Here is a 23,060-nt window from a genome sequence, read left to right as displayed (position 1 = left end):
AGTTCCAGCATGCGGCGGCCCGGGATCCCCTGGGCGGAGGGAACCCCGGGCCTGAGCGGGGGACGTCAGCGACCGGTGAGCTCGTCGAGCGGGATGCCGAATCCGGGACGGTCCGGCACGGTCAGCTCGCCGTCGCGCCACTGGTAGGCGCTGGTGTCGGCGCCCAGGGTCTGACCGGGGACTCCCTCGACGGTGTCGACCCGGCCGAGGCCGGCCGCCAGCTGCGCGGCGTACAGAGTCTTCAGCGGCAGGCCCCAAGCGTGCGGGGACGCGTACGCGCCCAGCTCGGCGACCTTCGGCATGACCGCTCGCCAGCTGGTCAGGCCGAAGGACACGACGTCCATCAGCAGGACGTCGATGTCACCGTTGGCGGTGATCTTCAGCAGGGTGTCGAGCTCCGGATTGCTCTCGCCCTCGGCGATCAGCGTGGCCGATCCGGTTTCGGTGAGATGCGCACGAAGCCGGGCGAGGTCGGCCGCGTCGTCGAGGAACGGCTCCTCCACCCAGTACAGGCCGACCTCGGCGACGGCCTGCAGGTAGGCGATGAAGCCGTCGCAGTCGTAGCCGTCGTTGGCGTCGACCAGGATGCGGTGGTCCGGATAGGCCTCCCGGACCGCACGGGTGACCTCGATGTCCCTGGCATCGCCCGCGGCGCGTGCCATCCAGCGGTTGCCGCGGCCGATCTTCAGCTTGAACGCGCGGTACCCCGCCGCGTCGTCGGCCGCGCAGTCGGCCAGCACCGCCGGTACGCCGCGCGGGTCGTCGTCCGGGTCCAGGTCGGCGAAGTAGATCGCGCCGTCGTAGCAGCTGATCGTCCGCTGCCCCCGCGCGCCCAGGATCGCGTACACCGGCTGGTCCTCGATCTGCCCGACGAGATCGTGCAGGGCGAAGTCGAGCCCGGCGACCGCCTGGTCCCGTACGCCGGTCGCGGGGTCGATCAGGTCGAGCACGGACCGCCCGACGACCTGGTCCTCGGCGGGCAGGGCACCGGCGACCAGCCCCCAGCCCGCCTTGCCCGTGTCGGTCCGCAGAATCACGATTTCCGCGTCGCCACCGCTGCCGTGACTGCCCAGCCGGGCGTTGCGGCCCACGGTCCGCGGGTACCGGCTGGTGATCGCCGACCTCTCGACGGCGGTGACGAAATGGCGGTCCAAGGACATGGGGACTCCCGTTCGGTGGTGAGGTGTGCGGTCGGACGGCACGAACCCTGACAGGGTCAGCCCTTCAGTCCGGATCGGGCGACGCCGGCGATCACGTAGCGCTGGACCAGCGCGAACGCGATCAGCACCGGGACGCTGGCCAGCGCTGCTCCGGCCATGATCGCGGGATAGTCGGTGGCGTACGCGCCCTTCAGCGTCGCGAGGCCGGCCGGCAGGGTGAGGTTCTCGGGGTTGAAGAGCACGTAGAGCGGCCAGAGGAAGTCGTTCCAGCTGCCCAGCAGGCTGAGGATCGCCAGCGTGGCCAGCGGCGCCTTCGCCAGCGGCAGCACGATCCGGACGAAGATCTGGAACCGGTTGGCGCCGTCGATCAGCCCGGCTTCCTCCAGTTCGACCGGGATGGAGACGAAGAACTGCCGCAGGAAGAAGACGCCGAACGCACTGGCCGCGCCGGGCACGATCAGCGCCCACTTGCTGTCCAGCCAGCCCAGGCTCTCGACGATCAGGTAGTTGGGCATCAGGAAGACGAAGCCGGGCACGAACAGGGTCGCCACTATCAGCGCGAAGATCGTGTTCTTGCCCCGGAACCGCATCCGGGCCAGCGGGTACGCCGCGGCCGCCGCGGTCACCAGGACCAGCACGGTGTGCGCCACCGCGACGACGACGCTGTTGAACAGCCAGCGCAGGACCGGCGCCTGGGCGTCGGCGAACAGCGAGGTGTAGCCCTCGGTCGAGAACTCCGCCGGGATCCACTGCGGCGGCAGCGCGGTCGCACCCTCGGTGGTCTTGAACGACGTCGACAGCATCCACAGCAGCGGGGCGATGAAGATCACCGAGAGGATCAGCAGCAGGGCGTAGAGCAGCAGGTTCGCCGCCACCCCCTGGCCCGGCCGCCGACCGGCGGTCACGATCGTGGCCATCGTCAATCCCCTTCTTTGCTGCGGAAGAACACGAAGTTGGCCGCGCTGATGACGATCAGCAGCAGGGCGAGCAGGTAGCTCATCGCCGCGGCGCTGCCGATCCGGAACTGCTCGAGCCCGACCTGGGCGATGAACATGATCGCTGTCCGGGTCTCGTTGGACGGGTTGCCGGCGGTCAGCAGGTAGGACTGCCCGAACATGTTCGCCGAGGCGAGGATCGTCATCGTGACGACGAAGAGCAGCACAGGCCGCAGCCCCGGCAGGGTGACGTGGACGAACTCGCGCCAGCGGCTCGCGCCGTCGACCTTCGCCGCGTCGTACAGCGCGGTGTCGATGCCCTGCAGACCGGCCAGGTAGACGACCGAGTTGAAGCCCATCGTCCACCAGACGGTGACGCCGACCAGGGAGATCCAGACCCACGGCAGCGCGGTGAGCCACGGAATCGCCTCGTCCAGCCCGACCTTGGACAGGTAGTAGTTGACCAGGCCGACGTTCGAGCTGAGCAGGAACTGCCACAGCAGTCCGATCACGCTGACGCCGAGCACGTACGGCGCGAAGTAGATCGCACGGAAGGCCGTCCGGCCGCGGAAGTTCCGGTTCAGCAGCATGGCCAGGCCGAGCGGCAGTACCACCAGCAGCGGGACCGAGAAGAGCACGAACTTGCCGGTGGCAAGCATGCTCTCCCAGAAGTGCTCGGCGAGCAGGTTGTCGGGGTCGAACAGGTTGAGGTAGTTCGTCAGTCCGACCCACGGCCGGGTGGGCAGGAAGAAGTCCCAGTTGTGCAGGCTGATCCACAGCCCGTACACCGCCGGCGCGAGCACGAAGACCCCGAAGACCAGCAGGAACGGCGCCAGGAAGAGGTACGGCGTCAGCAGGCCCGGGCGTACGCCGCTCCGTCCCACCACCCCCACGCTGCCGGGAGCGCGGCGCGAGCGCTCGGCGACCACAGTGTCGGTGGCCATCACCGGCTCCCTTCGTACTTCTGCCGATTCTCCTGGAGCAGCTCGCTCGCCTGCGCGACGGCATCCTCCATCGCCCGCTCGGGCGTGCTGTTCTGCAGCAGGACGTCGGAGACGGCCGGGTACAGGATCGTGAGCTGGACGTCGGCGATGCCGGGGATCAGGGGGTAGAACTTGATGAAGTCGACACCGCGCGCAACCTTTGCCTGCGGCACCAGCTTCTGGAAGTCGCCGGACTGCTGCACCGACCGGCGCGCCGGGATCGGCCCGGCCTCGGCCCAGCCGGCCGCGTTGCGGGTCAGCCAGCTGATGAAGGCCACCGACGCGGCCACCCGGTCGGGGTCGAAGTCCTTCTGCCGGGCGATCACGAACTGGTGCGAACCGGAGAAGGCTGCGCGCTGCGAGCCGATCCTGGGCAGCGGCGCCACGCCCCAGTCGAGGTTCTTCACCTTCGACAGATCGTTGATCAAGGCCCCTGGTCCACCCCAGAGGAAGGCGTTCTTGTCGTTCTTGAAGGCGACGTTCGCGTCGCCGCCGCTGGCGTTGCGCGGACTGAACCCCTGCTCCAGCAGCGACACCTGCCACTCGAGCGCGGCCGTCGCCGCCGCCGAGGTGAAGTACGCCGTCGTGCCGTCGGCGTCGTAGTGCGTTCCACCGTGCTGCCAGAGCAGGGAGTCGAACGGCCGGCCGACACCCTGCGGGTCGACGGACGCCAGCCAGTGACCCGCGATGCCCTTGCTGCGCAGCGTTTCGAGCGCCGCCAGGTACGCCGCGGCGTCCTGCGGTGGCTGGTCGGGGTCGAGCCCGGCCTTCGCCAGCACCCTGCGGTTGTAGAACAGGCTGTCCGGCCAGATGTCCAGCGGGATCGAGTAGCGGCGGTCCTGGTACACGCCGGACTGCCAGACCGTTGCCGGATACTCCTGCTCGCTCAGGCCGACCGCGTCGACCAGGCTGTCGACCGGCATGATCACCCCGCGGGCGGCGTTGGTCGCGACCTGGAAGTTGTGCATCAGCGCGAAGTCCGGCGCCAGACCGCTCGCCACCGACGCCGGGAACTTCTGGTAGAAGTTCGACCACGGGATGGCGTACATCTCGATCGTCACGGCCGGGTTCAGCTCCTGGAACCGGGCCAGCAGCTTGCGCATGAACGGCCCGTCACCGCCGGTCAGCCCGTTCCAGAACCGCAGCGTCACCGGCGGACCGTCGTACGCACCGGTCGCCGGCGGCAGGTCGGCCGCCGCCGACCGCAGCACGGAGCCGCCACAGCCGGTCGCCAGGCCCCCGAGCCCGGCGCCGACGCCGGCCGCGCCGAGACCGCGCAACAGCGATCTTCGCGACAGCACGTTGCCTGTTGGAAACGACACGTCAGTGCCTCCAGTTCACCTGGCGGAGGGATGGGGTGCTGCTCGCGATGCCGGATTCGGCGTCGGGACCGCGCTCGATGACGAGGACGCTAGAACAGCGTGGTAGAGCGGTCAAGGTTTCCACCGATGCTTGTTCTGCAAGGCGACACAAAGTTCCAGTGGGCAGAACATTGAGCTGCCCTTGTTCTGCCTTTAATTACGGCGGATCTCGAGCAGAGTGTGGGCAGGTTTGACAGCAAGTTCCGTCCAGTAGAACCTTGATCTGTGATTACGACGCAGCCGCCCCTCCACGTCCGGCACGCCACCCACCCCGCGCAGATCCTGGGTTTCGACACCGCCGCGCTCCGCGAGCACTACCTCGTCGAGGACCTGTTCACCCCGGACACGGTCACCGCCGTGCTCACCCACCACGACCGGATCGTGCTGGCCGGCGCCCGTCCGGCGTCCGGCCCGCTCGCCCTCGGCACCTGGCCGGAGCTGCGCAGCGAGTACTTCCTCGAGCGCCGTGAGGCCGGCATCGTGAACGTCGGCGCCCCCGGCAGGATCACCGTCGACGGCGCCGAGTTCGAGCTGACCACCGGCGCCTGCCTGTACGCCGGACGCGGGGCGCGGGAGGTCGTCTTCGAGGGTGCCGACGCCGCGTTCTACCTGTTCAGCGCGCCGGCGCACACCGACTACCCGACCACGCTCGTCGAGCCCGGCCAGGGCAACCGGCTCGAGCTCGGCGACCAGCAGACCGCGAACCGCCGCATCATCGACCAGTACATCCACGCGGACGGCGTACAGAGCTGCCAGATCGTGCTCGGCGTCACCACCCTGCACTCGGGCAGCACCTGGAACACCATGCCCGCGCACACCCACGACCGCCGGACCGAGTGCTACCTGTACTTCGGCCTGCCGGAGTCGGAGCGGGTCGTGCACCTGCTGGGCGAGCCCGAGCAGACCCGGCACCTGCTGGTCGCCGACCGCCAGGCGGTGATCTCGCCGAGCTGGTCGATCCACTCCGGCGCCGGTACCTCGGCGTACAGCTTCGTCTGGGCGATGGCCGGTGAGAACCAGGCCTTCAGCGACATGGACGGCGTCGACGTGCAGGACCTGCGATGACGGGCAGCCCCGACGGCCTGCTCCCGGCGGCCTTCTCCCTGCGAGGACGGACCGCGCTGGTCACCGGAGCGCGCCGCGGGATCGGCGCCGCCATCGCCGTCGGGTACGCCGCGGCCGGGGCCGACCTGGTCCTGCTCGCCCGGGACGCGGCGCTGGACGACACCCTGGAGGCGATCAAGCAGAACGGCGGCGGCGCGGCGACCGTCGTCACCGCCGACTTCGCCGACCCGGCCGCGGTCGAGCAGGTCGCGACCGCCCTGGTCCGGGACCACCGGATCGACATCCTGGTCAACAACGCCGGCACCATCCGGCGCGCGCCGGCCGCGGAGACCGCGACCGCCGACTGGCAGCACGTGATCGACGTGAACCTGAACTCCACCTGGGCCGTCACCCGGCCGGTCGGCGCGGAGATGGTCCGGCGCGGCGCGGGCAAGATCGTCACGATCGCCTCGCTGCTGAGCTTCCAGGGCGGCATCACCGTGCCTGCCTACACCGCCAGCAAGCACGCGGTCGCGGGCCTGACCCGGGCGCTGGCCAACGAGTGGGGACCGGCCGGGGTCCAGGTGAACGCGATCGCGCCCGGCTACATCAGCACCGACAACACCACCGACCTGCGCGCCGACACGGACCGGGAAGCGGCCATCCGGGACCGGATCCCGGCCGGGCGCTGGGGCCGGCCCGACGACCTGGTCGGCGCCGCGGTCTTTCTCGCCTCGGCGGCCGCCGACTACGTCAACGGGCACGTGCTCGCCGTCGACGGAGGCTGGCTCGCGCGCTGACCGGTACGCCAGGCGCGGCTCCCGGCGTACGGCGTACCGGGGGGTGCCACAGAGGGTGCGGACGACCAGCACAGAGGTGACAGGATGAGCGACATGAGTTCCCCTTCGGCCATCGACAAGACGCTGATGGTGCTCGACGCGGTGCTCGAGCACTCCCGGTTCACCGACGTGGTGACGGCCACCGGCCTGGCCAAGTCGACCGTGCACCGGATCATGGCGTCGCTGGTCGAGCACGAGTTCGTCGCGCAGGCCGAGGACGGGTCCTACCACCCGGGCCCGAAGGCGCTGCGGCTCGCCGGGCACGCGCTGACGAACGTCGACCTGGCCACCGTGGCCCGACCGGTGCTGGCCGACCTCGTCGCGCAGACCCGGTGCACGGTGCACGTCGGGCTGCTGAACGGGGACGAGGCGATCTACATCGCCCGGCTCGACGGCCCCAAGCCGTACCGGATGCCGTCCCGCGTCGGCAAGGCCTTCTGGTTGCACTGCACCGGCATCGGCAAGGCACTGCTGGCCGAGAAGGACGACGAGGCGCTCGACGCGCTGATCACCCGGACCGGTCTGCCCGCGCGCACCCCGCTGACCCACACCACCGCGGCCGCGCTGAAGGCGGACCTGGCCCAGGTCCGGTCCCGTGGCTACGCGCTCGACGACGAGGAGAACGAGCCCGGCATCCGGTGCGTCGCCGCCGTCATCCACGACCACACCGCGAGCGCGATCGCCGCGGTCAGCATCTCGACGCTGTCGCTGGAGCAGTCGATCGCGCAGGTCGCGCTGATGGCGCCGGCGGCGATGGAGGCCGCCCGCAAGATCTCCGCCGCGCTCGGCTACCTCGAACCGACGACCTGAGGCGTGTCCGGAGACAGCCCTAGACCTGCGGCGCCGCAGGCTGGGCGGCCGGGACTGGGCGGCGGGCCGCGGCCCAGCGGACGACCGGGACGAACAACACCCCGACCAGCGCGAACCACCCGCCGAGAATGATCCAGCCCGGGACGCCGAGACCGAGCGGCAGCAGCGCCAGCACGGTCGGCGCGACCATCGTGCTGATCGACATGCTCGTGTTCCAGACCCCCTGGTACTGGCCCTGGGCCGCGTCCGACGCGAGGTCGAAGCCGAGCAGGAACGACCCGGACGACTGCAGCAACTCGCCGATCACCTGCACCAGCGCGCCGACCGCCAGCAGCGCCACCGCGACGACGGCTCCGCCACCCGAGGCGCCCGCGAACAACACCATCGATGCCATCAGCAACAATCCGGCCGTCCGGGTGGCGCGGGCGGCCGAGAGCGGGTCCTGGATGCCGCGGCTGGACCTGACCTGGAACAGCGCGACCACGACGGTGTTGATGATCAGCAGCAGGGCGACGGTCCAGCGCGGCGCCTCGGTGTGCTCGACCACCCAGAGCGGGATCGCGACGTCCAGCACGGCGTAGTGGATCGACATCGCCGCGTTCAGCGCCGCGACGGCGAGGTAGCCGCGGTCGCGCAGCGCGATCCAGACCGGCCCGTCGCCGGACCTGGGCTGCGGCGCGACCCGCGGCACGGCCAGCACGAACAACGCCGACGTGCAGGTGAGAACCGTGTCCAGCACGAACATCACCTGGTACGCCGTACGAGTGTCGTAGTGCAGCGCCAGCGCACCGATCCCGGCGCCGGCCATGACGCCGATGTTCGTGACCGCCCGCAGGTACGCCCGGGCGGCGACCCGCTCCGAGCCCTGGGTGACGGCGGCGATCAGCGCGGCCCGGACGGCGCCGGTGCCGCGGTCGAGCACGGTGACGATCACCGCGACGACGAGGAACTGCCAGAACGAGTCGACGAGCAGGTAGAGCAGCGACAGCAACGCGACCGTGCAGCTGAGCAGGACGAAGAGCCCGCGCGGCCCTCGACGGTCGGCGAGGTGGCCGAGCGGGACGGCCGACAGCAGACCGAACAACCCGGCGACGGTCAGCCCGACGCCGACCTCGGCGACCGAGAGACCGACGATGCGGGTGAAGTAGAGCACGCTGACCGTCATCAGCAGCCCGCTGCCGATCCGGCTGAGCAGGGTGGCCAGGGCCAGCGCCCGCAACGGGCCCGGCGCCGGGATCACGCCCTTCACCGGCCGGAACTGCCCGGGTCCTGGCCCTCGGCGGACGGCGAGACCTGGGTGCGGCCGGCGACCCGGCGCGCGGTCTCCCGGAGCTCGTTCATCAGGTCGACGCCGGAGTCCAGCATCGTCTGCATCTTGGGCCCGTCCTGCGCCGCGAACATCACCCCGGCGGTGACCTCGTGGTCCGGCCGGCTCACCACCGTGATGGGGTCGCCCGCTCCGATCGCACCCGGCTTCAGCACCTTGCAGTACACCCCGGGCCGCCCTGCCTCGTGGAACCGCTTCACCCAGCGCGCAATCCCCATCCGGTACTGGAACGTGATGCAGGGGATTCGTGGCGCCCGCACCATCAGCTCGACGGCGTCGTCGCCGTCGCCGATCCGCCACACCTCACCGATCAGAGCCCCGGTGAGATCGACGCCGGCGGTCCGCAGGTTCTCGCCGAACAGTCCGGTCGGGATCTCCCGGCCCAGCTGCTCGCTCCACCACAGCGCGTCCTCCTCGGCGTACGCGTAGACCGCCTGGTCCGGTCCGCCGTGGTTCGCGGTGTCACACTGCCGGTCCCCGCGCAGCCCCAGCTCCCCCACCGGAACCCGCCCGGCCTGCGGCCGCTTGTCGATCGCCGTCCAGCCCGACTCCTTGGGCCCCGGGATCAGCTCCTTCACCACGTTCACCGTCAGCACCCGCATGCCAGCATCCTCCCCCGGCACGCGCGCGGACTCCACTGAGTTTCGCCCTAGTCCTGGATCGCCTTGACGACGGCGATGTTGCGGGTCAGCCAGTCCTGCGGCAGGGACTCGTCGGTGCCGGCTTCCTTGAGCGTCCACAGCACGTTGAGCATCTGCCGGACGATCACCCAGTCGCGAGCCCGGTCCTCGTCCAGACCGGCGGCGTCGATCGCGGTGTAGAAGCGGGACCGGACCCGGAACCGGATGTCGCCGGAGGCAACGACCTCGGGCCAGCGGTTCCACAGCAGCGGCGCGATCTCGTAGTGCGGGTCGCCGGACAGCGGCTTCGGGTCGATCACCAGCCAGGGTTCGCGCTCACCGGCGAGCACGTTGTCGTAGTGCAGGTCGGTGTGGATCAGCCGGCCGTCGCAGGCGGGGTCGGCGACGAAGTCCTGCGCCAGCGAGATCGCCTGCTCGACGTACCGGTGCGGGACCGGGGCGGAGGCGGGCAGGGCGCGAAAGTCCTCGATCCAGCGCTTCAGCTCCCCCGACAGGGTCCGGTACTGCGGTCCGGCGGCGACGTTGAGCCGCGGCAGCACGGACCCGACGATCTCGCAGGCCTCCCGGTCGTCGACACCGGTCAGGTCCCGCGGTTCCAGGCGCTCGAGCAGCATCGCGAACCGGCGCGGGTCGGCCCGGAGCAGCTTGACCACGCCGTTGCCGTCCCAGGCCCGCAGCGCGAGGTGCTCGGTCTCGGCCTCCCAGTGCGGGAACTGCACCTTCAGCACCGCCCGCTGCCCGTCCGCCGTCCGCACCGGCAGCACGATCGCGCAGTTCCCGTACGCCGTACCGCCGTCGACCGCCAACTCCCACTCGGCCAGCAGCTCCTGGGTCAGCCGGGGCAGGCGGTCCAGCCAGGCGCGCCAGTCCGGGCCCCGGGTGCCGACGACCAGGAAGCCGGCCGGGATCTCGACCGCCGGCACCTACTTCTTGGCCTTCTCGGACGGCTCGTTGGTCTTCAGCGCGGCGATGAAGGCCTCCTGCGGGACCTCGACCCGGCCGACCATCTTCATCCGCTTCTTGCCTTCCTTCTGCTTCTCCAGCAGCTTGCGCTTGCGGGTGATGTCACCGCCGTAGCACTTGGCGAGCACGTCCTTGCGGATCGCCCGGATCGACTCCCGGGCGATGATCCGGGACCCGATCGCGGCCTGGATCGGCACCTCGAACTGCTGCCGCGGGATCAGTTCCTTCAGCTTGCCGGCCAGCGCGACGCCGTAGGCGTAGGCGTTGTCGCGGTGCACGATCGCGGAGAACGCGTCGACGGTCTCGCCCTGCAGCAGGATGTCGACCTTGACCAGCGCCGCGGCCTGCTCGCCGGTCGGCTCGTAGTCCAGCGAGGCGTAGCCCTTGGTCTTGCTCTTCAGCTGGTCGAAGAAGTCGAAGACGATCTCGGCCAACGGCAGCGTGTAGCGCAGCTCGACCCGGTCCTCGGACAGGTACTCCATGCCCTGCAGGTTGCCCCGCTTGGTCTGGCACAGGTCCATGATCACGCCGATGAAGTCCTTGGGACTGAGGATCGTCGCGCGGACCACCGGCTCGTAGATGTCGGCGATCTTGCCGTCGGGGAACTCGCTCGGGTTGGTGACGACGTGCTCCTTGCCGTCCTCCATCTCGACCCGGTAGACGACGTTCGGCGCGGTCGAGATCAGGTCCAGGTCGAACTCGCGCTCGAGCCGCTCGCGCACGATCTCCATGTGCAGCAGGCCGAGGAAGCCGCAGCGGAAGCCGAACCCGAGCGCGCCGGAGCTCTCCGGCTCGTACTGCAGCGCCGCGTCGTTGAGCTGCAGCCGCTCGAGCGCGTCCCGCAGTGTCGGGTAGTCGTCGCCGTCGATCGGGAACAGCCCGGAGTACACCATCGGCTGCGGGTGCTTGTAGCCGCCGAGCGCCTCGGACGCGCCGCGGATCGACGAGGTGACGGTGTCACCCACCCGGGACTGGCGGACGTCCTTCACGCCGGTGATCAGGTAGCCGACCTCGCCGACCCCGATGCTCGGCGACTTCATCGGCTCCGGCGAGATGACACCGACCTCGAGCATCTCGTGCACGGCGCCGGTGGACATCATCTTGATCTTGTCGCGGTGGGTCAGCTCGCCGTCGACCACCCGGACGTAGGTCACCACGCCGCGGTAGGTGTCGTACACCGAGTCGAAGATCAGCGCCCGCGGCGGGGCGTCCTTGACGCCCTTCGGCGGCTCCACCTGCGCGACGATCTCGCTGAGCAGGTCCTCGACGCCCTCGCCGGTCTTCGCCGAGACCCGCAGCACGTCGGACTCCTTGCAGCCGATGATGTGCGCCAGCTCGGCGGCGTACTTCTCCGGCATCGCGCCCGGCAGGTCGATCTTGTTCAGCACCGGGATGATGTGCAGGTCGGCGTTCAGCGCCAGGTAGAGGTTGGCCAGCGTCTGGGCCTCGATGCCCTGGGCCGCGTCGACCAGCAGGACGGCACCCTCGCACGCCTCCAGCGACCGCGACACCTCGTAGGTGAAGTCCACGTGGCCGGGGGTGTCGATCATGTTCAGGATGTACGTCGTGCCCTCGGGCGCGAGCAGGCCGCCGGGGGTGTCCGGCTTCGGCGCGAACGGCAGCCGGACCGCCTGCGACTTGATCGTGATGCCGCGCTCGCGCTCGATGTCCATCCGGTCGAGGTACTGCGCCCGCATCGAGCGGTCGTCGACTACCCCGGTGATCTGCAGCATCCGGTCGGCCAGCGTCGACTTGCCGTGGTCGATGTGGGCGATGATGCAGAAGTTCCGGATCAGCGTCGGGTCGGTTCGACCCGGCTGCGGCACGGTCGTGGGGCCAACGGGCACGGAGGGATCCAGTTCGTCTCAGGGGTGGTGCGGTGATCACTTCATCATCCCATGACGCGCCAGCCGTTTCCGCATCCGCGGTTCCCGGCCCCCGGTGCGGCCCGGAAAATGCCCTGCCGCCCGAGCGGCCGGGACCTAGGCTGTCGAGGTATGGCACACGCAGTGGGCGTCCGGTTGCCCTACGAGAAGGTCCCGCCGGCGGTCCGCGGCTGGGTGGAGCGCGTGCTCGGTTCCCAGGTCGTCTCGGCCACTACCCAGCAGGGCGGCTTCTCCCCCGGCGTCGCCGCCCGGCTGGTCACCGCGTCCGGCCGCCGTGCCTTCGTCAAGGCCGTCGGCGCCGAGCTCAACCCGGACACCCCGCAGTTGTTCCGCAACGAGATCGCCGCCATGACCGCGATCACGCCGTTGCCGCACGCCCCGGTTGTCTACGACACCTACGACGACGGCCGGTGGGTCGCGCTGCTGCTCGAAGACATCGACGGGTATCTGCCGCCGCACCCGTGGCGTCCCGCGGACGTCGACCGCGTTTTGGGCGCGCTGGCGCAGCTGTCCGACGCGCTGGACCCCTCGCCGTGGCCGGAGGCGCCGGTCGCCGCCGTACGCAGTGAGGCGTTCCTGAGCCGGTGGGACCTGGTGATCGCCGACGGCCTCGCCGTACCGGACTGGGTCGCCGGGCGCGAGGCGGAGCTGGCCGCGCTGGCCCGGACCGGGGTCGCGGCGCTGGCGGAGGGCAAGGCGCTGTCGCACTGGGACCTGCGAGCCGACAACATCCTGGTCACCGAGCAGCGGGTGGTGTTCGTGGACTGGGCGCACGCCGCCCTCGCGCCACGCTGGGCCGACACGGTGATCCTGTACGCCGACATGTACGACTCCGTGGCGCTGCCGGAGCTTCCGGACGACCTGGGCATCACCGGTTTCATCGCCGCGATCGCAGGCGGGCAATGGTGGGGCAGCGCCCAGCCGGCCCCGCCAGGACTGCCCACTGCGCGATTGGCAGCGTCAGAGCGCCCTCATCCATCTCGACTGGCTCCGCGACCGACTCGGTTGATGCAGCGTTCCGCCCTGCCAGGCGTCTTCTGGGTGTGACGAATCCAATGGTGAGCATCGGGCGACCAGCTGGCGCCGTACCGGTGCCTGACGACGCGCCGGCCGCGGTGTCGAGGCTGTACCGGCAGCACTGGCTGGGGCTGGTGCGGCTGGCCGTCCTGGTGGTCGACGACCGGCAGTCGGCGGAGGACCTGGTGCAGGAGGCCTTCGCCGAGCTGTACCGGCGCTGGCCGCTGGACGACGCCGACAAGGCGCTCGGCTACCTGCGGACGACCGTGCTCAACCGAAGCCGGTCCGTCCTGCGCAGACGCCGGGTGGCCCGCCTCTACACCCCTCCGGCCCTGCGGCCGGAAATCTCGGCGGAGAGCGAGGTCGTGCTCAGTGAGGACCGCCTCGAGGTGCAACAGGCGCTGCGCAAGCTGCCCACCCGCACCCGCGAGGTCCTGGTCCTGCGCTACTACCTCGACCTGCCGCACGCCGAGATCGCCCAGATCCTCGGGATCAGCGAGTCGACCGCACGCTCCACCGCGTCGCGAGGGCTCGGGATCCTGACCGAGCAGCTGAAGGAATCCCGATGACCGACACCGAGACCCGCCTCCGCGACTACCTGCACGCCCGGGCTGCCTCTGTGGCCGACGACGCCGAGCCCCCGGGCCTGGACGAGTCCGCGACTCCGAAGCGACACCTCTGGCCGGTCCTGATGGCAGCCGCGGCGATCGGCGCCGTCCTGGTTCTGGTGGTGCCGCTGGTGGCGCGTGTGTCCGGTCCCGACCGTGTACTGGCCGAGCGGCCCGGTACGGGCCTCGGCGTGCCCTTCGTCCTGGGGACAGATGCACTGACCCTGCACGACGGCGAGACCTCGGTGCCGCTCGACGTCGGTCTCCCGTCCTTCCGGGACACCGCACGGGTGGACGGCGGCTGGCTGATCCAGACTCAAGCGCAAGGGACGCGATCTTTTCGACTCGGCCTGCTGCGCACCGACGGCAGCGTCAAGCCGTTCGGCCCGGCTGACACGCTCGGTTTCCGGCTGTCGCCCGACCGCCGTCACGTGGTGACGGCGGTACCGGCAGACCGGGGCAAGACCAGGCTGGTGATCCTCGACGTCGCGACCGGCGCAGAGACCGACAGCATGGTCGCGCCGATGGGGCTCATCACTCCGACCGGCTGGAACCATCAGGGCGTCTGGCTCATCGAGGAGTACTCGTCGAGCGTCAAGCCCCAGCTGTGGCGGCCCGGCACCGATCGGCTCGTCGAGCTCGACGTCCCGGAGTACGCCGCCCACCTGATCGTTCAGCCGGGGACGGAGCGCGTCCTTGCGGTCACCAGGAAGGGTGGCGCGACCTGTCTGCGGGCCGGAACCCCGCGGGACGGCGGTCTGGCCGTCGATCGCGAGCAGTGCGGGGCGGTGAAGACGCAGGTCTACGCCGCCCTCTCGCTCGACGGCGCCACGATGGTCAACCTCGATCAGAGGCTCGCTGTCGACGTGGCGACGGGCCGGAGGATCACGCTCGAACTGCCCGGCGACCGCCACCTGTCCTTGCCGCGGTTCGAGGACGCCACCCACCTCCTCGTGGTGGCCACCGATCTCAGTTCCGGCGGCTCGGCGCCGCCGGAGACCGTCTTCCGCTGCGACGTGACCACCGGTGCCTGCCGGTCGGTGTACAACGTGCCGGCAGGCACCAGGATCGGTCTCGGTCTGTCCTAGCTGTCCACCCGGACCACCGTCGAGCCGGAGCCGTCCGCGCCGTCGGTGTACGACAACAGGCCCAGGTAGCGAGTGCCGGTGGTCAGGCCGGTCCAGGTCGCGGTGACAGAAGTCTGTCCCGCGGCCTGGACGCTCTGCGAGGCCGGTGTCGCCGTCAGGTTGCCGGCCGCGGTGGTCAGCTCCCAGTGGTGCAGCTTGACGGCCTGCTCGTTCGCACCTGCGTACAAGTCGACGTAGACGTCGTACGAACCGGCTGCCGGGGCCGGCAGGTTGACCTCTTCCTCGGCGGTGCCGCCGGTGCTGCTGCCCAGCAGAGTCGTCGTACCGGCGCGGTAGACGTACACGTCGAGGTCGGTGCCTGCCGGGTAGTCCGCGTCGAAGGTGGAGAACCGGGCGTACTTGGTCCCGGCCGGCACCGTGACGGTGCTCTTGGCGACGTGGTCGTTGGCCGCCGGGTTGGTGTTCGGGAACGAGACGCCACCCGGGTTCTTCAGCGCCGCCTCGTTCGTGCCGGCGGCGGTCAGGCCGACGGCGGAGGTCTGCAGCGTGCCGGTGTAGCCGGCGGTGATCGGCACCTGGACGGAGCCGGCCACACCGGTCCCGTTGACCTGCGGCGGAGCCTTCACGGTGAGCGGCCGCACCGCGAGCGTGCTGCTGACCACGTGCTTGGCGGAGCGCAGGTGGAGCTTGCCGAACGAGTACTGCTCCAGCGGCGCCCCGTTGTGCTCGATCGTCACCTTGTACTTCGCGCTCGCGCCCGGCAGCAGCACCAGCACCTTCGGCGTCACCGACACCTTGAAGCCGGTCAGGCCCTCGACCTTCGGGAAGTAGGCCTCGGGCAGCTTGCCGACGTTGCGCACGGTCCGCGTGACGGTCTGCTTGCCGGCCAGGTCCCCGATCGCGATGGTCGGGTAGTTCAGGTCGCTCGGGTCGATCTTGCCCTGCGCGCACAGCTCGTGCGTCGCCGGCACCTGACCGGAGCCGCAGACGAACCGCGCCCAGTCGTCGTACGACGAGTCGTAGACCAGGCCCGGGTTCATCGCCTTCTTCGGCTGCATCAGGCCGGAGCCGTAGCCGAACGGCGTACCCGGCGAGCCGGAGTCGTTCTGGATCGGGTTGCCGGCGGTGTCCAGCGTGGTCGCGGTGGTCAGCAGCGCCGACTTGATCGCCATCGGGGACCAGCTCGGGTTACGGCCCTTGATCACCGCGGCGGCGCCGGCGATGTGCGGCGCGGCCATCGACGTACCGCTCATGAACGCGTACTGCCCTCCGGCCGCACTGAACGCGCTGGTGGCGGCGAGCACGTTCGTGCCCGGGGCCATCACGTCCGGCTTGAGCAGGTCACCGTTGCCGGCCAGGGCCGGACCGCGGCTGGAGCTGGCGGCCACCTTCGGCGCGTTCACCCGGACGGTCTGGGCGGCGCCGATCTGGGCGGTCGGGTTCGGGGTGCTCTCGACGTACGCCTTGACCTCGGGCCCGGCCACGTGGTCCAGGTGCACGGTCGGCACCGAGTGCAGGTCGGAGTCCAGCGTGCTGGCCGTCGGGTTGACCAGGATGACGCCGACACCACCGGCGTTCTTGACCTGCAGGCTCTTGTCGACCCGGGCGCTGACGCCGCGGTCGCAGACGACGATCTTGCCGGTCACCTTGGCCGGGTCGAGCGTGCCCGGCATGCAGAGCACCAGGTTAGTCGGGTTGGCGCCGGCCAGTCCGGCGTCCTTGGCGAGGATCACCGGCGAGCTCGGCGTACCGGCGCCGATGCCCGCGCCGGTGAACGACTTGCCGTTGCCGAGGGTGACCGTGGTCTGCACCTCGCGGTCGTGCGTGCCGTTGGCAACGGTCGTCACCCACGGGTAGTTCTTGCCGACCGTGCTGACGCCCGGCCCGGTGTTGCCCGCGCTGGTGGAGACGAAGACGCCGGCCTTCGCGGCCCGCAGAAAGGCCAGCCCGGTCGCGTTCACGAAGGTCGAGCCGCTGCCGGAGATCGAGTAGTTGATCACGTCGACGCCGTCGGCGACCGCCGCGTCGATGCCGGCCACGATGTCCGCGTCGGTGCCGCTGCCGCCACCGGTCGCGTCGACGGCCCAGAGGACCTTGTAGATCGCCAGCCGGGCCTGCGGGGCGATGCCCGAGCCCTTGCCGTAGTCGCGGCCGAGCACGGACATGTCGACGCCGTGGTTGCCGGCCGCCGTACTCGCGGTGTGGGTGCCGTGGCCGCCGTAGTCGCGCGGCGAGGTGAACTCCTCCGCGATCGGGCGGGTGCCGATGCCGGCGTTGAAGTAGCGGGCGCCGATCACCTTGTTGTTGCAGGCGACGGGGGCCTCGGTGCCGACCTGGCAGGTGCCCTTCCACTTCTTCGCGATCAGCGCGTCGGACGCCTTGGTGGTCTTGAGCGGCGCGAAGCTGGCCCGCTCGGGCACGTAGCCGGAGTCGAGCACGCCGACGATGACGCCGTCTCCCGCCTTCTCGACGCCGCCGGCCTGCTGCCAGGCGCCGCCCCGACCGGACAGCCCGAGGTACCGCGGGGTGTCGACGGTGTCCTGGTGCTGCAGCTCGCTCGGCTCGACGCTCTTCACACCGGAGGCCTTGGCCAGCTTGACCGCCTCGTCGTGCGACATCCGCGCCGAGAAACCGGCGTACGTGTAGTTGTAGTCGTACAGCTTCCGGACGGCCGGGACCTGGTTGAGCACGGCGGCCCGCTCGCGGCCGAGGTGCTGGACGTAGGAGACGACCTGCGTCGCGTCGCGGACCAGCTTGCCGCCGGGCAGCGCCCGGGTGGCGGGCAGGCCGGCGATGTCACCGTCGTACTCGGCGACCGGGGAGTCGTCCAGTTGCACGATGTACGCGCCGGTCGAGGACTCCTTGACCGGCGGCCCGGCGACGGTGGACGTGGTCGGGGTGGAAGCGGTCGCGTGGGTGACGACCGTGGCCACCAGCGCACTGGCGCTGAGGGTGGCGACGGCGAGCACCGTGAGGCGCCCGCGGGCAGAAGCTGGCACGGAGTTCCTCCAGAGCTGGACGGAGCGGTGGAGTGCTGGGACCTACAGGGCCCCGCGGCGCCGGTGGTGACCGACGGCACAGGGCCCTGAGTATGCCGCTGCCCCGGCCCGGCTGTCACGTCCTTCTTGTGGCCGGCCGGTCGAGCTGAGGCAGCAGGGTCAGATCAGCGTCGCTTTCCAGATCTGGTGCTGGCGGTTGTCGCAGGCCTTGACGGTGACTGGGCCCGGATGGGCTGCGGAGCCGTGAGCAGTGAGGCAGCGCCCGCCGGCCCGGAGCTGGTAGTAGCCGAGACCGGCGTTCACCAGCGTCCAGGTCTGGCCGACGCTCGTGTCGCAGGCCTCAGACCGCCCGTTGGTCGACAGACACGTGTTCCCGCTGCCCCGTACGGCGTAGGCACCAGCGCTCGCCTTGTCCACCTGCCAACGCGGCGCCTCGTCGCAGGCCGCCTGGAACACCCGACCGGTACCGCCCGGAGCACTCAGGCACAGGGCGGTTGCTGCGCTGGTCAGGGACGAGATGGCACCGTCACGGACTCCCGCGTCGTCGCCGGTCCCGGTGCTGGGTCCGGAGTCGAAGTACGCCTTGCACTCACCGTCGGCAGCCCAGGCGCTGGCGATCTCGAGCACCCGCCGGCCGTTCTCGGACGGGACGAGCGGCGAGCTGTAGTTGGGGCAGAAGTTGTTGTACGGGCTCGGCACCTCGACCGGCGCCGCGATCTCGTACCACGGGCCGGCGCCGTTCTCGGTGTTCCCGAAGATCGTCTGGCCGTTGCCGTCGGCAACACTACCGTCGGCGTTGTGCAGGATCTGGCCGATCAGCAGCAACTTGCCGTCTCGCTGACCCTCGTTGGCGCTCCAGGCGACGGTCGGCGTGTGGGTGAAGTATTTCCCGTCAGCGGTCCGCGGCTGGATCCCGCGCTGCTTCGGGTCACCCCAGTTCCACCCGTCCCGGGAGGTCCGGTAGAACACCGCGCAGTCGTACTGGCCGCCGAGCGCGCAGATCTCGTAGGTCAGGAAGTAGGTCCCGTTCGGGAGCTTGCGCACGACCGGCATGCCCGGGCGGTGCCGCGGGTCGTCGCTGGTCACGGTCGCCCGGCGATCGGTCCAGTGGATGCCGTCGGAGGATCGGACCTCCATCAGCTTCTGGTTCTGCGCCGCGTCCGTCTCGTCGGCGTAGTGACAGACGAGCCGACCGTCGGCCGCGATCGAGAACTCCGGCTCCCACAGGCCGCGATCGTTCACCGCGTCGGCACAGCTGGACAGGTACGACCAGGTCCGGCCGAGGTCGTTGCTGCGCCAGATCCGCAGCGACATCGGGCGATCCGAGGCCCCGACCGAGCCCGCCCACAGCAGGGTCCCGGCCGGCAGTTGGCCGACCGCCTGCGGCAGTTCGTACAAAGTGGCGCAGCACAGGCCCTGGCCGTCGGCCGCTTCGGGGTCGGCGACGGCACCGACCTGACGGAAGGCCGCACCGGCGTCGGTGCTCTCGTAGATAGCGCCGAGGCCGTCACCGTTGCCGACGAACGTGACCACGCTGGCCAGGATCCGGCCGTTGGCGGCGCCGTTGTGCTGCAGCCGCAAGGCGCGCGGGTACAAGCCGGCCCCGTCCCGGAGCAAGGTGCCGCCGGCCCCGTCGGCTTGTGCGCCGACCGCGTTGGCTGCGCTGGCCGCGTCGGCCGCGCTGGCCGCGTCGGCCGCGTCAGCCGCCTCGGCCGCGTCAGCCGCCTCGGCCGCGTCGGCCGCGCCGGGTGCGGCCGCTGCGGTCGGCGTACCGGCCACGAGACAGGCGATGGTGGCGACGGCTACGAGCGTTCTACGCAGCGCCGGCCGGGAGACGCGTCTCGGCTGTTTCGGCATGGAGAAGTTCCTTTCTCTGGGCGGGAGAAGGACGACGACGGCCTACTCCGCGGTGGCCGGTTTGCATCGTTGCAAGCATCTTCACTAGCGAATTGCATCGATGCAAGAGCAACTTTGCGGTAATTTCGCCCTACCGCCGAACCAGGAGGGACCGATGACCAGGGCCACCTTGCGTGACGTCGCCGAACGCGCCGGGGTGTCGATCCGGACAGTCTCGAACGTCGTCAACGGCTACGCGGCGGTGTCCGGGGCGATGCGCGCCCGGGTCGAGGTGGCGCTGGCCGAGCTCGACTACCGCCCCAACCTGGTCGCCCGCAACCTGAAGCAGGGACGGACCGGCCTGATCGCGCTCGCCGTTCCCGAGCTCGACGTCCCGTACTTCGCGGAACTGGCTCGGGCGGTCATCACCTCCGCGCGCCAACGCGGGTTCGCGGTGATGATCGAGCAGACCGACGGGGAGCCCGATCGCGAGCTCGAACTGCTCGACCGCGGCTCCCGGACCGCGCTCTTCGACGGTCTGCTGTTCAGCCCGATCGCCGTCACCGCCGAGCAACTGCGGGACCGCAGCAACCAAGTCCCGCTGGTCCTGCTGGGCGAGCACCTCGCCGCGCCGTCGTACCACCACGTGGCCATCGACAACGTCGCCGCCGCGCGGGAGGCCACCGAGCACCTGATCGCCCTCGGTCGTCGGCGGATCGCGGCGATCGGCGACCAGCCGTACGACACCGGCGAGACCGCCCAGCTGCGCACCGCGGGGTACCGGCAGGCCCTGCGCCGGGCCGGCCTGGAGTACGACGAACGCCTGGTGGTCCCCACCGAACGCTTCCACCGCCGCCTCGGCGCCCAGGCGATGACTCAGCTGCTCGCACTGCCCGAGCCGCCCGACGCCGTCTTCTGCTACAACGACCTGCTCGCGCTGGGGGCCATCCACGCGCTGCACCGGGCCGGCGTCCGGATCCCGGAGGACGTCGCGGTGGTGGGCTTCGACGACATCGAGGAGGGGCAGTTCAGCACGCCGACCCTCAGCACGATCGCCCCCGACAAGATCCGGATCGCGGAGCTCGCCGTCGACCGCCTGCTCGACGCCATCGCGGGCCGGCCCGCCGGCCTCTGCTCGACCACCGCGCCATACCGCCTGACCCGCAGAGAAAGCACCACCCCCGCCCAGCCGGCACCCCAGGCCGTCGGCTGACGCCCTCGGCCGGATTGGTGGAGACCGGCGGATGTTGGTAATCTGTTTCTTCGCGCGTGTACGCCGGTCGTTCCGTCCTGCACACCGCACCTTTCCTGTACTGACCGCAAACTCCTGATCGAGGCTCTGCTCCGTGGCGAACATCAAGTCCCAGATCAAGCGCAACCGCCAGAACGAGGCTGCCCGGCTTCGCAACAAGTCGGTGAAGTCGACCCTCAAGACGGCTGTTCGCCGCTTCCGCGAGGCCGCCGACGCCGGCGACTCCGCGAAGGCGCAGGAGCAGGCTCGCGTTGCCGCTCGCCTGCTCGACAAGGCCGCCAGCAAGGGCGTCATCCACGCCAACCAGGCCGCCAACCGGAAGTCGTCCATCTTCAAGAAGGCTGCTTCCCTCTGATTCGCACCCGACGATCGGCCCTCCGTTCCCGGACCGGGCCGATCGTTTTCGCGTGCCCGAAGCCTGCCTTTCGCACGCCGGAGCCTGCCCTCTGCGTGCCCGAATCCTGCCTCTCGCGTGCCCGGAACGGGCCTGAGCGCGGCCTAGGCCAGGCCTGAGCCCAGCCTGTCTGCGCTTCTTCTGCGCCTGGTTGCAGCTCCGGCGCGTCCCTCGCTCGGCGAGGTATCCGGGAATGTGGGACGGCCGTACCCGCAGCGAGCCGGCAGCCGTTCTTCAGCCGTCGGCGTCCACCAGAACGGCGGCCGTCATCCGCCGCACCGTCGCCGCCCGCGGGCACTCTGCGATCTCGCCGCTCCCGGGCACTCCGCGCTAGCGACAGCCGGCTCCTCTCCGCCCGCAGCCGCCGACTCCGCTCCCCCGCGCGCCGCCCGTTCGGCTCCGCCCGCGCCCTGCCGACTCCGCTCCGCCGCACGCTGCCGGCGAAAGCGCGAGCGTTCCGGCGACCCATCGCAGGAGTCGGGCGACGGAGTACGGCTCAGCGGCGGCCGTGGGCTCGGCTGACGGTGATGACCATCCGCTCCAGCGCGTAGCCGGCGTCGCCCGACGCGCCCTTCACGTCGGCATCAGCCTGCGCGACCGCCTTGATCGCCGTCGCCAACCCGCCCGGGGTCCACCCCCGCGCCTGCTGCCGCAAGGTCTTCAGCTTCCACGGCGGTACGCCGACCTCGCGCGCCAGATCCGCCTCGCGCATCCCACTCGGCGCACTCGTGTACTTCGCCAGACCCCGCAGCCCACCGGCCATCGCGCTCGTCACCAGCACCGCCGCGACCCCGCAGTCGAGCGCCCACCGCAGCTGCTCCAGCGCTGGCTCGGTCCGGCCGGCGATCGCCGCGTCCGCCACCGCGAAGCTCGTCACCTCGGCCCGCCCGCCGAAGTACTGCCCGATCAGCTCGGGCGTGATCGGCTGCCCGTCCGAGTCGGACACCAACTGCGAGCACGCTCCCGAGAGCGCCCGCAAATCGTGCCCGACCGCGTCGACCAGCGCCGCCGCGCCCCGCTCGTCGATGCCACCGCCCAGCAGCCGGATCTCCCCCATCACGAACTGCGGCAGCTCCCAGGTCTTCGGCGCCGTCGCGACCACCTCGGTGACCGAGGCCTTGCGCAACTTGTCGAGCACCGCCTTGCCCTTCTGTCCGCCGGAGTGCACCAGGACCACCAGCACGTCCTCGGCCGGCGTACCGGCGTACTCGAGCAGGTACGGCACCATCTCGGCCGGCAGGTTCTCCAGCAGGCGCAGCACCAGCACCCGCTCCGTCGCGAACAACGACGGCCCGGTCAGCTCCGCGAACACCCCGGCGTCCAGCTCGCCCGCCCCGACGTCGGTCACCTCGACGTCGGTCTTGCCCTTCGACACCGCCGCGATCGCCGACCGCACGGCCCGATCCGCCAAAAACGTCTCCGAGCCGGTGACGAGCAGCACGTCCCCCAGCTTCGGCGCAGAATTCTTCCGAGCAGCCATAACCCCGCCAGCATCCCACGCCCCACCGACAACCAGCACACCCACCGCTCCCCGGCCCCCCGAACAACAAACAGGACCACCGAACAAGCCAAACCCTGCCCACACTCACAACGCGCGGATCGCGTCCCCGAACTCCGATACCAAGGCCTCTCCCGGATACCGCGCCCGCAACTCCTGGTGGAGCTCTCCCGCGACCATCTGCAGATGCACCACGCTCTGCCTCCCGTTCTTGAGCCCACTCCGACCGAGCGCCACCGCCTGCTCCAGGTCACCCTCGCGCCCTGCCACGAAGGCGAGCGTCAAACGACACTCCGCGATCCGCATCGGACTCAGCTCGGTGCCGTCCGGCGCGAGGTTGTCGTCGATGACCGCTTGCGCCCGGGCTCTGGCGAGGTCGTTCTCGCCGGCCAGTCGATGCACGTCCATCGCGTAGTAGT

The 23,060-nt window shown here is 70.5% G+C and carries 20 protein-coding genes; 8 read left to right on the top strand and 12 right to left on the bottom strand.

Translation table 11 applies throughout. The annotated features are described in order from the left end of the window. Window positions 1–65: 65 nt before the first annotated feature. From KFLA_RS11865 to KFLA_RS11850, 4 genes are read right to left on the bottom strand one after another with little or no spacing between them, the layout of a single operon-like run. A complete protein-coding gene (locus tag KFLA_RS11865) occupies window positions 66–1,160 on the bottom strand; it encodes a mandelate racemase/muconate lactonizing enzyme family protein (protein WP_012920028.1) in 1,095 nt (364 codons plus the stop codon). 56 nt (window positions 1,161–1,216) lie between these two features. Continuing rightward, the gene (locus KFLA_RS11860; RefSeq protein ID WP_012920027.1) at window positions 1,217–2,077 is read right to left on the bottom strand and encodes a carbohydrate ABC transporter permease; all 861 of its coding nucleotides are present in this window, start codon (window positions 2,075–2,077) and stop codon (window positions 1,217–1,219) included. Window positions 2,078–2,079: 2 nt separating this feature from the next. Next, window positions 2,080–3,039: a carbohydrate ABC transporter permease gene (locus tag KFLA_RS11855; protein WP_012920026.1), complete on the bottom strand. Its 960-nt coding sequence runs from the start codon at window positions 3,037–3,039 to the stop codon at window positions 2,080–2,082. Next, window positions 3,039–4,400 (bottom strand): ABC transporter substrate-binding protein, encoded by a 1,362-nt coding sequence (locus tag KFLA_RS11850; protein WP_012920025.1) that lies wholly within the window; start codon window positions 4,398–4,400, stop codon window positions 3,039–3,041. The genes KFLA_RS11855 and KFLA_RS11850 overlap by 1 nt, the downstream gene beginning before the upstream one ends. A gap of 264 nt (window positions 4,401–4,664) precedes the next feature. Between KFLA_RS11850 and kduI the strand changes: the two genes are divergently transcribed. The 3 genes from kduI to KFLA_RS11835 all read left to right on the top strand — a co-directional run bounded on the left by kduI (window position 4,665) and on the right by KFLA_RS11835 (window position 7,132). Next, on the top strand, window positions 4,665–5,504 hold the full coding sequence (gene kduI, locus KFLA_RS11845) for a 5-dehydro-4-deoxy-D-glucuronate isomerase (RefSeq protein WP_012920024.1): 840 nt from the start codon (window positions 4,665–4,667) through the stop codon (window positions 5,502–5,504). After that, window positions 5,501–6,283 carry an SDR family oxidoreductase gene (locus KFLA_RS11840; RefSeq protein WP_012920023.1) on the top strand — a complete coding sequence of 261 codons (783 nt, stop codon included), beginning with the start codon at window positions 5,501–5,503 and terminating at the stop codon, window positions 6,281–6,283. The genes kduI and KFLA_RS11840 overlap by 4 nt, the downstream gene beginning before the upstream one ends. A gap of 93 nt (window positions 6,284–6,376) precedes the next feature. Then, the gene (locus KFLA_RS11835; protein ID WP_012920022.1) at window positions 6,377–7,132 is read left to right on the top strand and encodes an IclR family transcriptional regulator; all 756 of its coding nucleotides are present in this window, start codon (window positions 6,377–6,379) and stop codon (window positions 7,130–7,132) included. A gap of 19 nt (window positions 7,133–7,151) precedes the next feature. Here KFLA_RS11835 and KFLA_RS11830 read toward each other — a convergent pair whose 3' ends face one another. Genes KFLA_RS11830 through lepA form a run of 4 tightly spaced genes read right to left on the bottom strand, consistent with a single transcriptional unit; the run spans window position 7,152 to window position 11,910 of the window. After that, window positions 7,152–8,381, bottom strand: a complete 1,230-nt coding sequence (locus KFLA_RS11830) for an MFS transporter (protein WP_012920021.1) — start codon at window positions 8,379–8,381, stop codon at window positions 7,152–7,154. Beyond that, window positions 8,378–9,061, bottom strand: a complete 684-nt coding sequence (locus tag KFLA_RS11825; RefSeq protein WP_012920020.1) for an MOSC domain-containing protein — start codon at window positions 9,059–9,061, stop codon at window positions 8,378–8,380. Before KFLA_RS11825 ends, KFLA_RS11830 begins: the two co-directional genes overlap by 4 nt. 47 nt (window positions 9,062–9,108) lie before the next feature. Then, on the bottom strand, window positions 9,109–10,023 hold the full coding sequence (locus tag KFLA_RS11820) for an aminoglycoside phosphotransferase family protein (protein WP_012920019.1): 915 nt from the start codon (window positions 10,021–10,023) through the stop codon (window positions 9,109–9,111). Further along, complete coding sequence (gene lepA / locus KFLA_RS11815) at window positions 10,024–11,910, bottom strand: translation elongation factor 4 (protein ID WP_012920018.1); 1,887 nt, start codon at window positions 11,908–11,910, stop codon at window positions 10,024–10,026. Window positions 11,911–12,060: 150 nt separating this feature from the next. On the opposite strand from lepA, the gene KFLA_RS11810 reads away from it, so the two are divergent. From KFLA_RS11810 to KFLA_RS11800, 3 genes are read left to right on the top strand one after another with little or no spacing between them, the layout of a single operon-like run. Beyond that, window positions 12,061–12,996, top strand: coding sequence for an aminoglycoside phosphotransferase family protein (locus KFLA_RS11810; RefSeq protein ID WP_012920017.1), 936 nt, complete (start codon window positions 12,061–12,063; stop codon window positions 12,994–12,996). Between the two features lie 44 nt (window positions 12,997–13,040). Further along, on the top strand, window positions 13,041–13,535 hold the full coding sequence (locus KFLA_RS11805) for a SigE family RNA polymerase sigma factor (RefSeq protein ID WP_237706777.1): 495 nt from the start codon (window positions 13,041–13,043) through the stop codon (window positions 13,533–13,535). Then, the gene (locus tag KFLA_RS11800; protein WP_012920015.1) at window positions 13,532–14,662 is read left to right on the top strand and encodes a hypothetical protein; all 1,131 of its coding nucleotides are present in this window, start codon (window positions 13,532–13,534) and stop codon (window positions 14,660–14,662) included. The genes KFLA_RS11805 and KFLA_RS11800 overlap by 4 nt, the downstream gene beginning before the upstream one ends. Here KFLA_RS11800 and KFLA_RS11795 read toward each other — a convergent pair. Together KFLA_RS11795 and KFLA_RS11790 are read right to left on the bottom strand one after the other, a co-directional pair. Then, window positions 14,659–17,661 (bottom strand): S8 family serine peptidase, encoded by a 3,003-nt coding sequence (locus KFLA_RS11795; RefSeq protein WP_012920014.1) that lies wholly within the window; start codon window positions 17,659–17,661, stop codon window positions 14,659–14,661. The genes KFLA_RS11800 and KFLA_RS11795 overlap by 4 nt on opposite strands. Before the next feature lie 159 nt (window positions 17,662–17,820). Then, window positions 17,821–19,518 (bottom strand): RICIN domain-containing protein, encoded by a 1,698-nt coding sequence (locus KFLA_RS11790; RefSeq protein ID WP_012920013.1) that lies wholly within the window; start codon window positions 19,516–19,518, stop codon window positions 17,821–17,823. Between the two features lie 154 nt (window positions 19,519–19,672). Here KFLA_RS11790 and KFLA_RS11785 point away from each other — a divergent pair, with 154 nt between their 5' ends. Beyond that, on the top strand, window positions 19,673–20,710 hold the full coding sequence (locus KFLA_RS11785) for a LacI family DNA-binding transcriptional regulator (protein WP_012920012.1): 1,038 nt from the start codon (window positions 19,673–19,675) through the stop codon (window positions 20,708–20,710). 133 nt (window positions 20,711–20,843) lie between these two features. Beyond that, a complete protein-coding gene (rpsT, locus tag KFLA_RS11780; protein ID WP_012920011.1) occupies window positions 20,844–21,104 on the top strand; it encodes a 30S ribosomal protein S20 in 261 nt (86 codons plus the stop codon). A gap of 535 nt (window positions 21,105–21,639) precedes the next feature. Here rpsT and holA read toward each other — a convergent pair. Together holA and KFLA_RS38285 are read right to left on the bottom strand one after the other, a co-directional pair. Beyond that, window positions 21,640–22,623 carry a DNA polymerase III subunit delta gene (gene holA / locus KFLA_RS11775; protein WP_012920010.1) on the bottom strand — a complete coding sequence of 328 codons (984 nt, stop codon included), beginning with the start codon at window positions 22,621–22,623 and terminating at the stop codon, window positions 21,640–21,642. A gap of 105 nt (window positions 22,624–22,728) precedes the next feature. Beyond that, complete coding sequence (locus KFLA_RS38285) at window positions 22,729–23,049, bottom strand: hypothetical protein (RefSeq protein WP_202797114.1); 321 nt, start codon at window positions 23,047–23,049, stop codon at window positions 22,729–22,731. Window positions 23,050–23,060 lie beyond the last annotated feature (11 nt).

This window comes from Kribbella flavida DSM 17836, assembly GCF_000024345.1.
GTDB lineage: Bacteria > Actinomycetota > Actinomycetes > Propionibacteriales > Kribbellaceae > Kribbella > Kribbella flavida.
The sequence above is the reverse complement of the archived record's forward strand: the minus strand, read 5'-3'. Positions and strand labels throughout refer to the sequence as shown.

Excerpts from the sequence above, each read along its gene's own strand:
- KFLA_RS11790 (WP_012920013.1), bottom strand. The coding sequence starts at position 19,518 with ATGCCGAAACAGCCGAGACGCGTCTCCCGGCCGGCGCTGCGTAGAACG.
- KFLA_RS11810 (WP_012920017.1), top strand. The coding sequence starts at position 12,061 with ATGGCACACGCAGTGGGCGTCCGGTTGCCCTACGAGAAGGTCCCGCCG.
- KFLA_RS38285 (WP_202797114.1), bottom strand. The coding sequence starts at position 23,049 with ATGGACGTGCATCGACTGGCCGGCGAGAACGACCTCGCCAGAGCCCGG.
- KFLA_RS11840 (WP_012920023.1), top strand. The coding sequence starts at position 5,501 with ATGACGGGCAGCCCCGACGGCCTGCTCCCGGCGGCCTTCTCCCTGCGA.
- KFLA_RS11800 (WP_012920015.1), top strand. The coding sequence starts at position 13,532 with ATGACCGACACCGAGACCCGCCTCCGCGACTACCTGCACGCCCGGGCT.
- KFLA_RS11865 (WP_012920028.1), bottom strand. The coding sequence starts at position 1,160 with ATGTCCTTGGACCGCCATTTCGTCACCGCCGTCGAGAGGTCGGCGATC.
- KFLA_RS11825 (WP_012920020.1), bottom strand. The coding sequence starts at position 9,061 with ATGCGGGTGCTGACGGTGAACGTGGTGAAGGAGCTGATCCCGGGGCCC.
- KFLA_RS11785 (WP_012920012.1), top strand. The coding sequence starts at position 19,673 with ATGACCAGGGCCACCTTGCGTGACGTCGCCGAACGCGCCGGGGTGTCG.
- KFLA_RS11860 (WP_012920027.1), bottom strand. The coding sequence starts at position 2,077 with ATGGCCACGATCGTGACCGCCGGTCGGCGGCCGGGCCAGGGGGTGGCG.
- KFLA_RS11835 (WP_012920022.1), top strand. The coding sequence starts at position 6,377 with ATGAGTTCCCCTTCGGCCATCGACAAGACGCTGATGGTGCTCGACGCG.
- KFLA_RS11855 (WP_012920026.1), bottom strand. The coding sequence starts at position 3,039 with ATGGCCACCGACACTGTGGTCGCCGAGCGCTCGCGCCGCGCTCCCGGC.
- holA (WP_012920010.1), bottom strand. The coding sequence starts at position 22,623 with ATGGCTGCTCGGAAGAATTCTGCGCCGAAGCTGGGGGACGTGCTGCTC.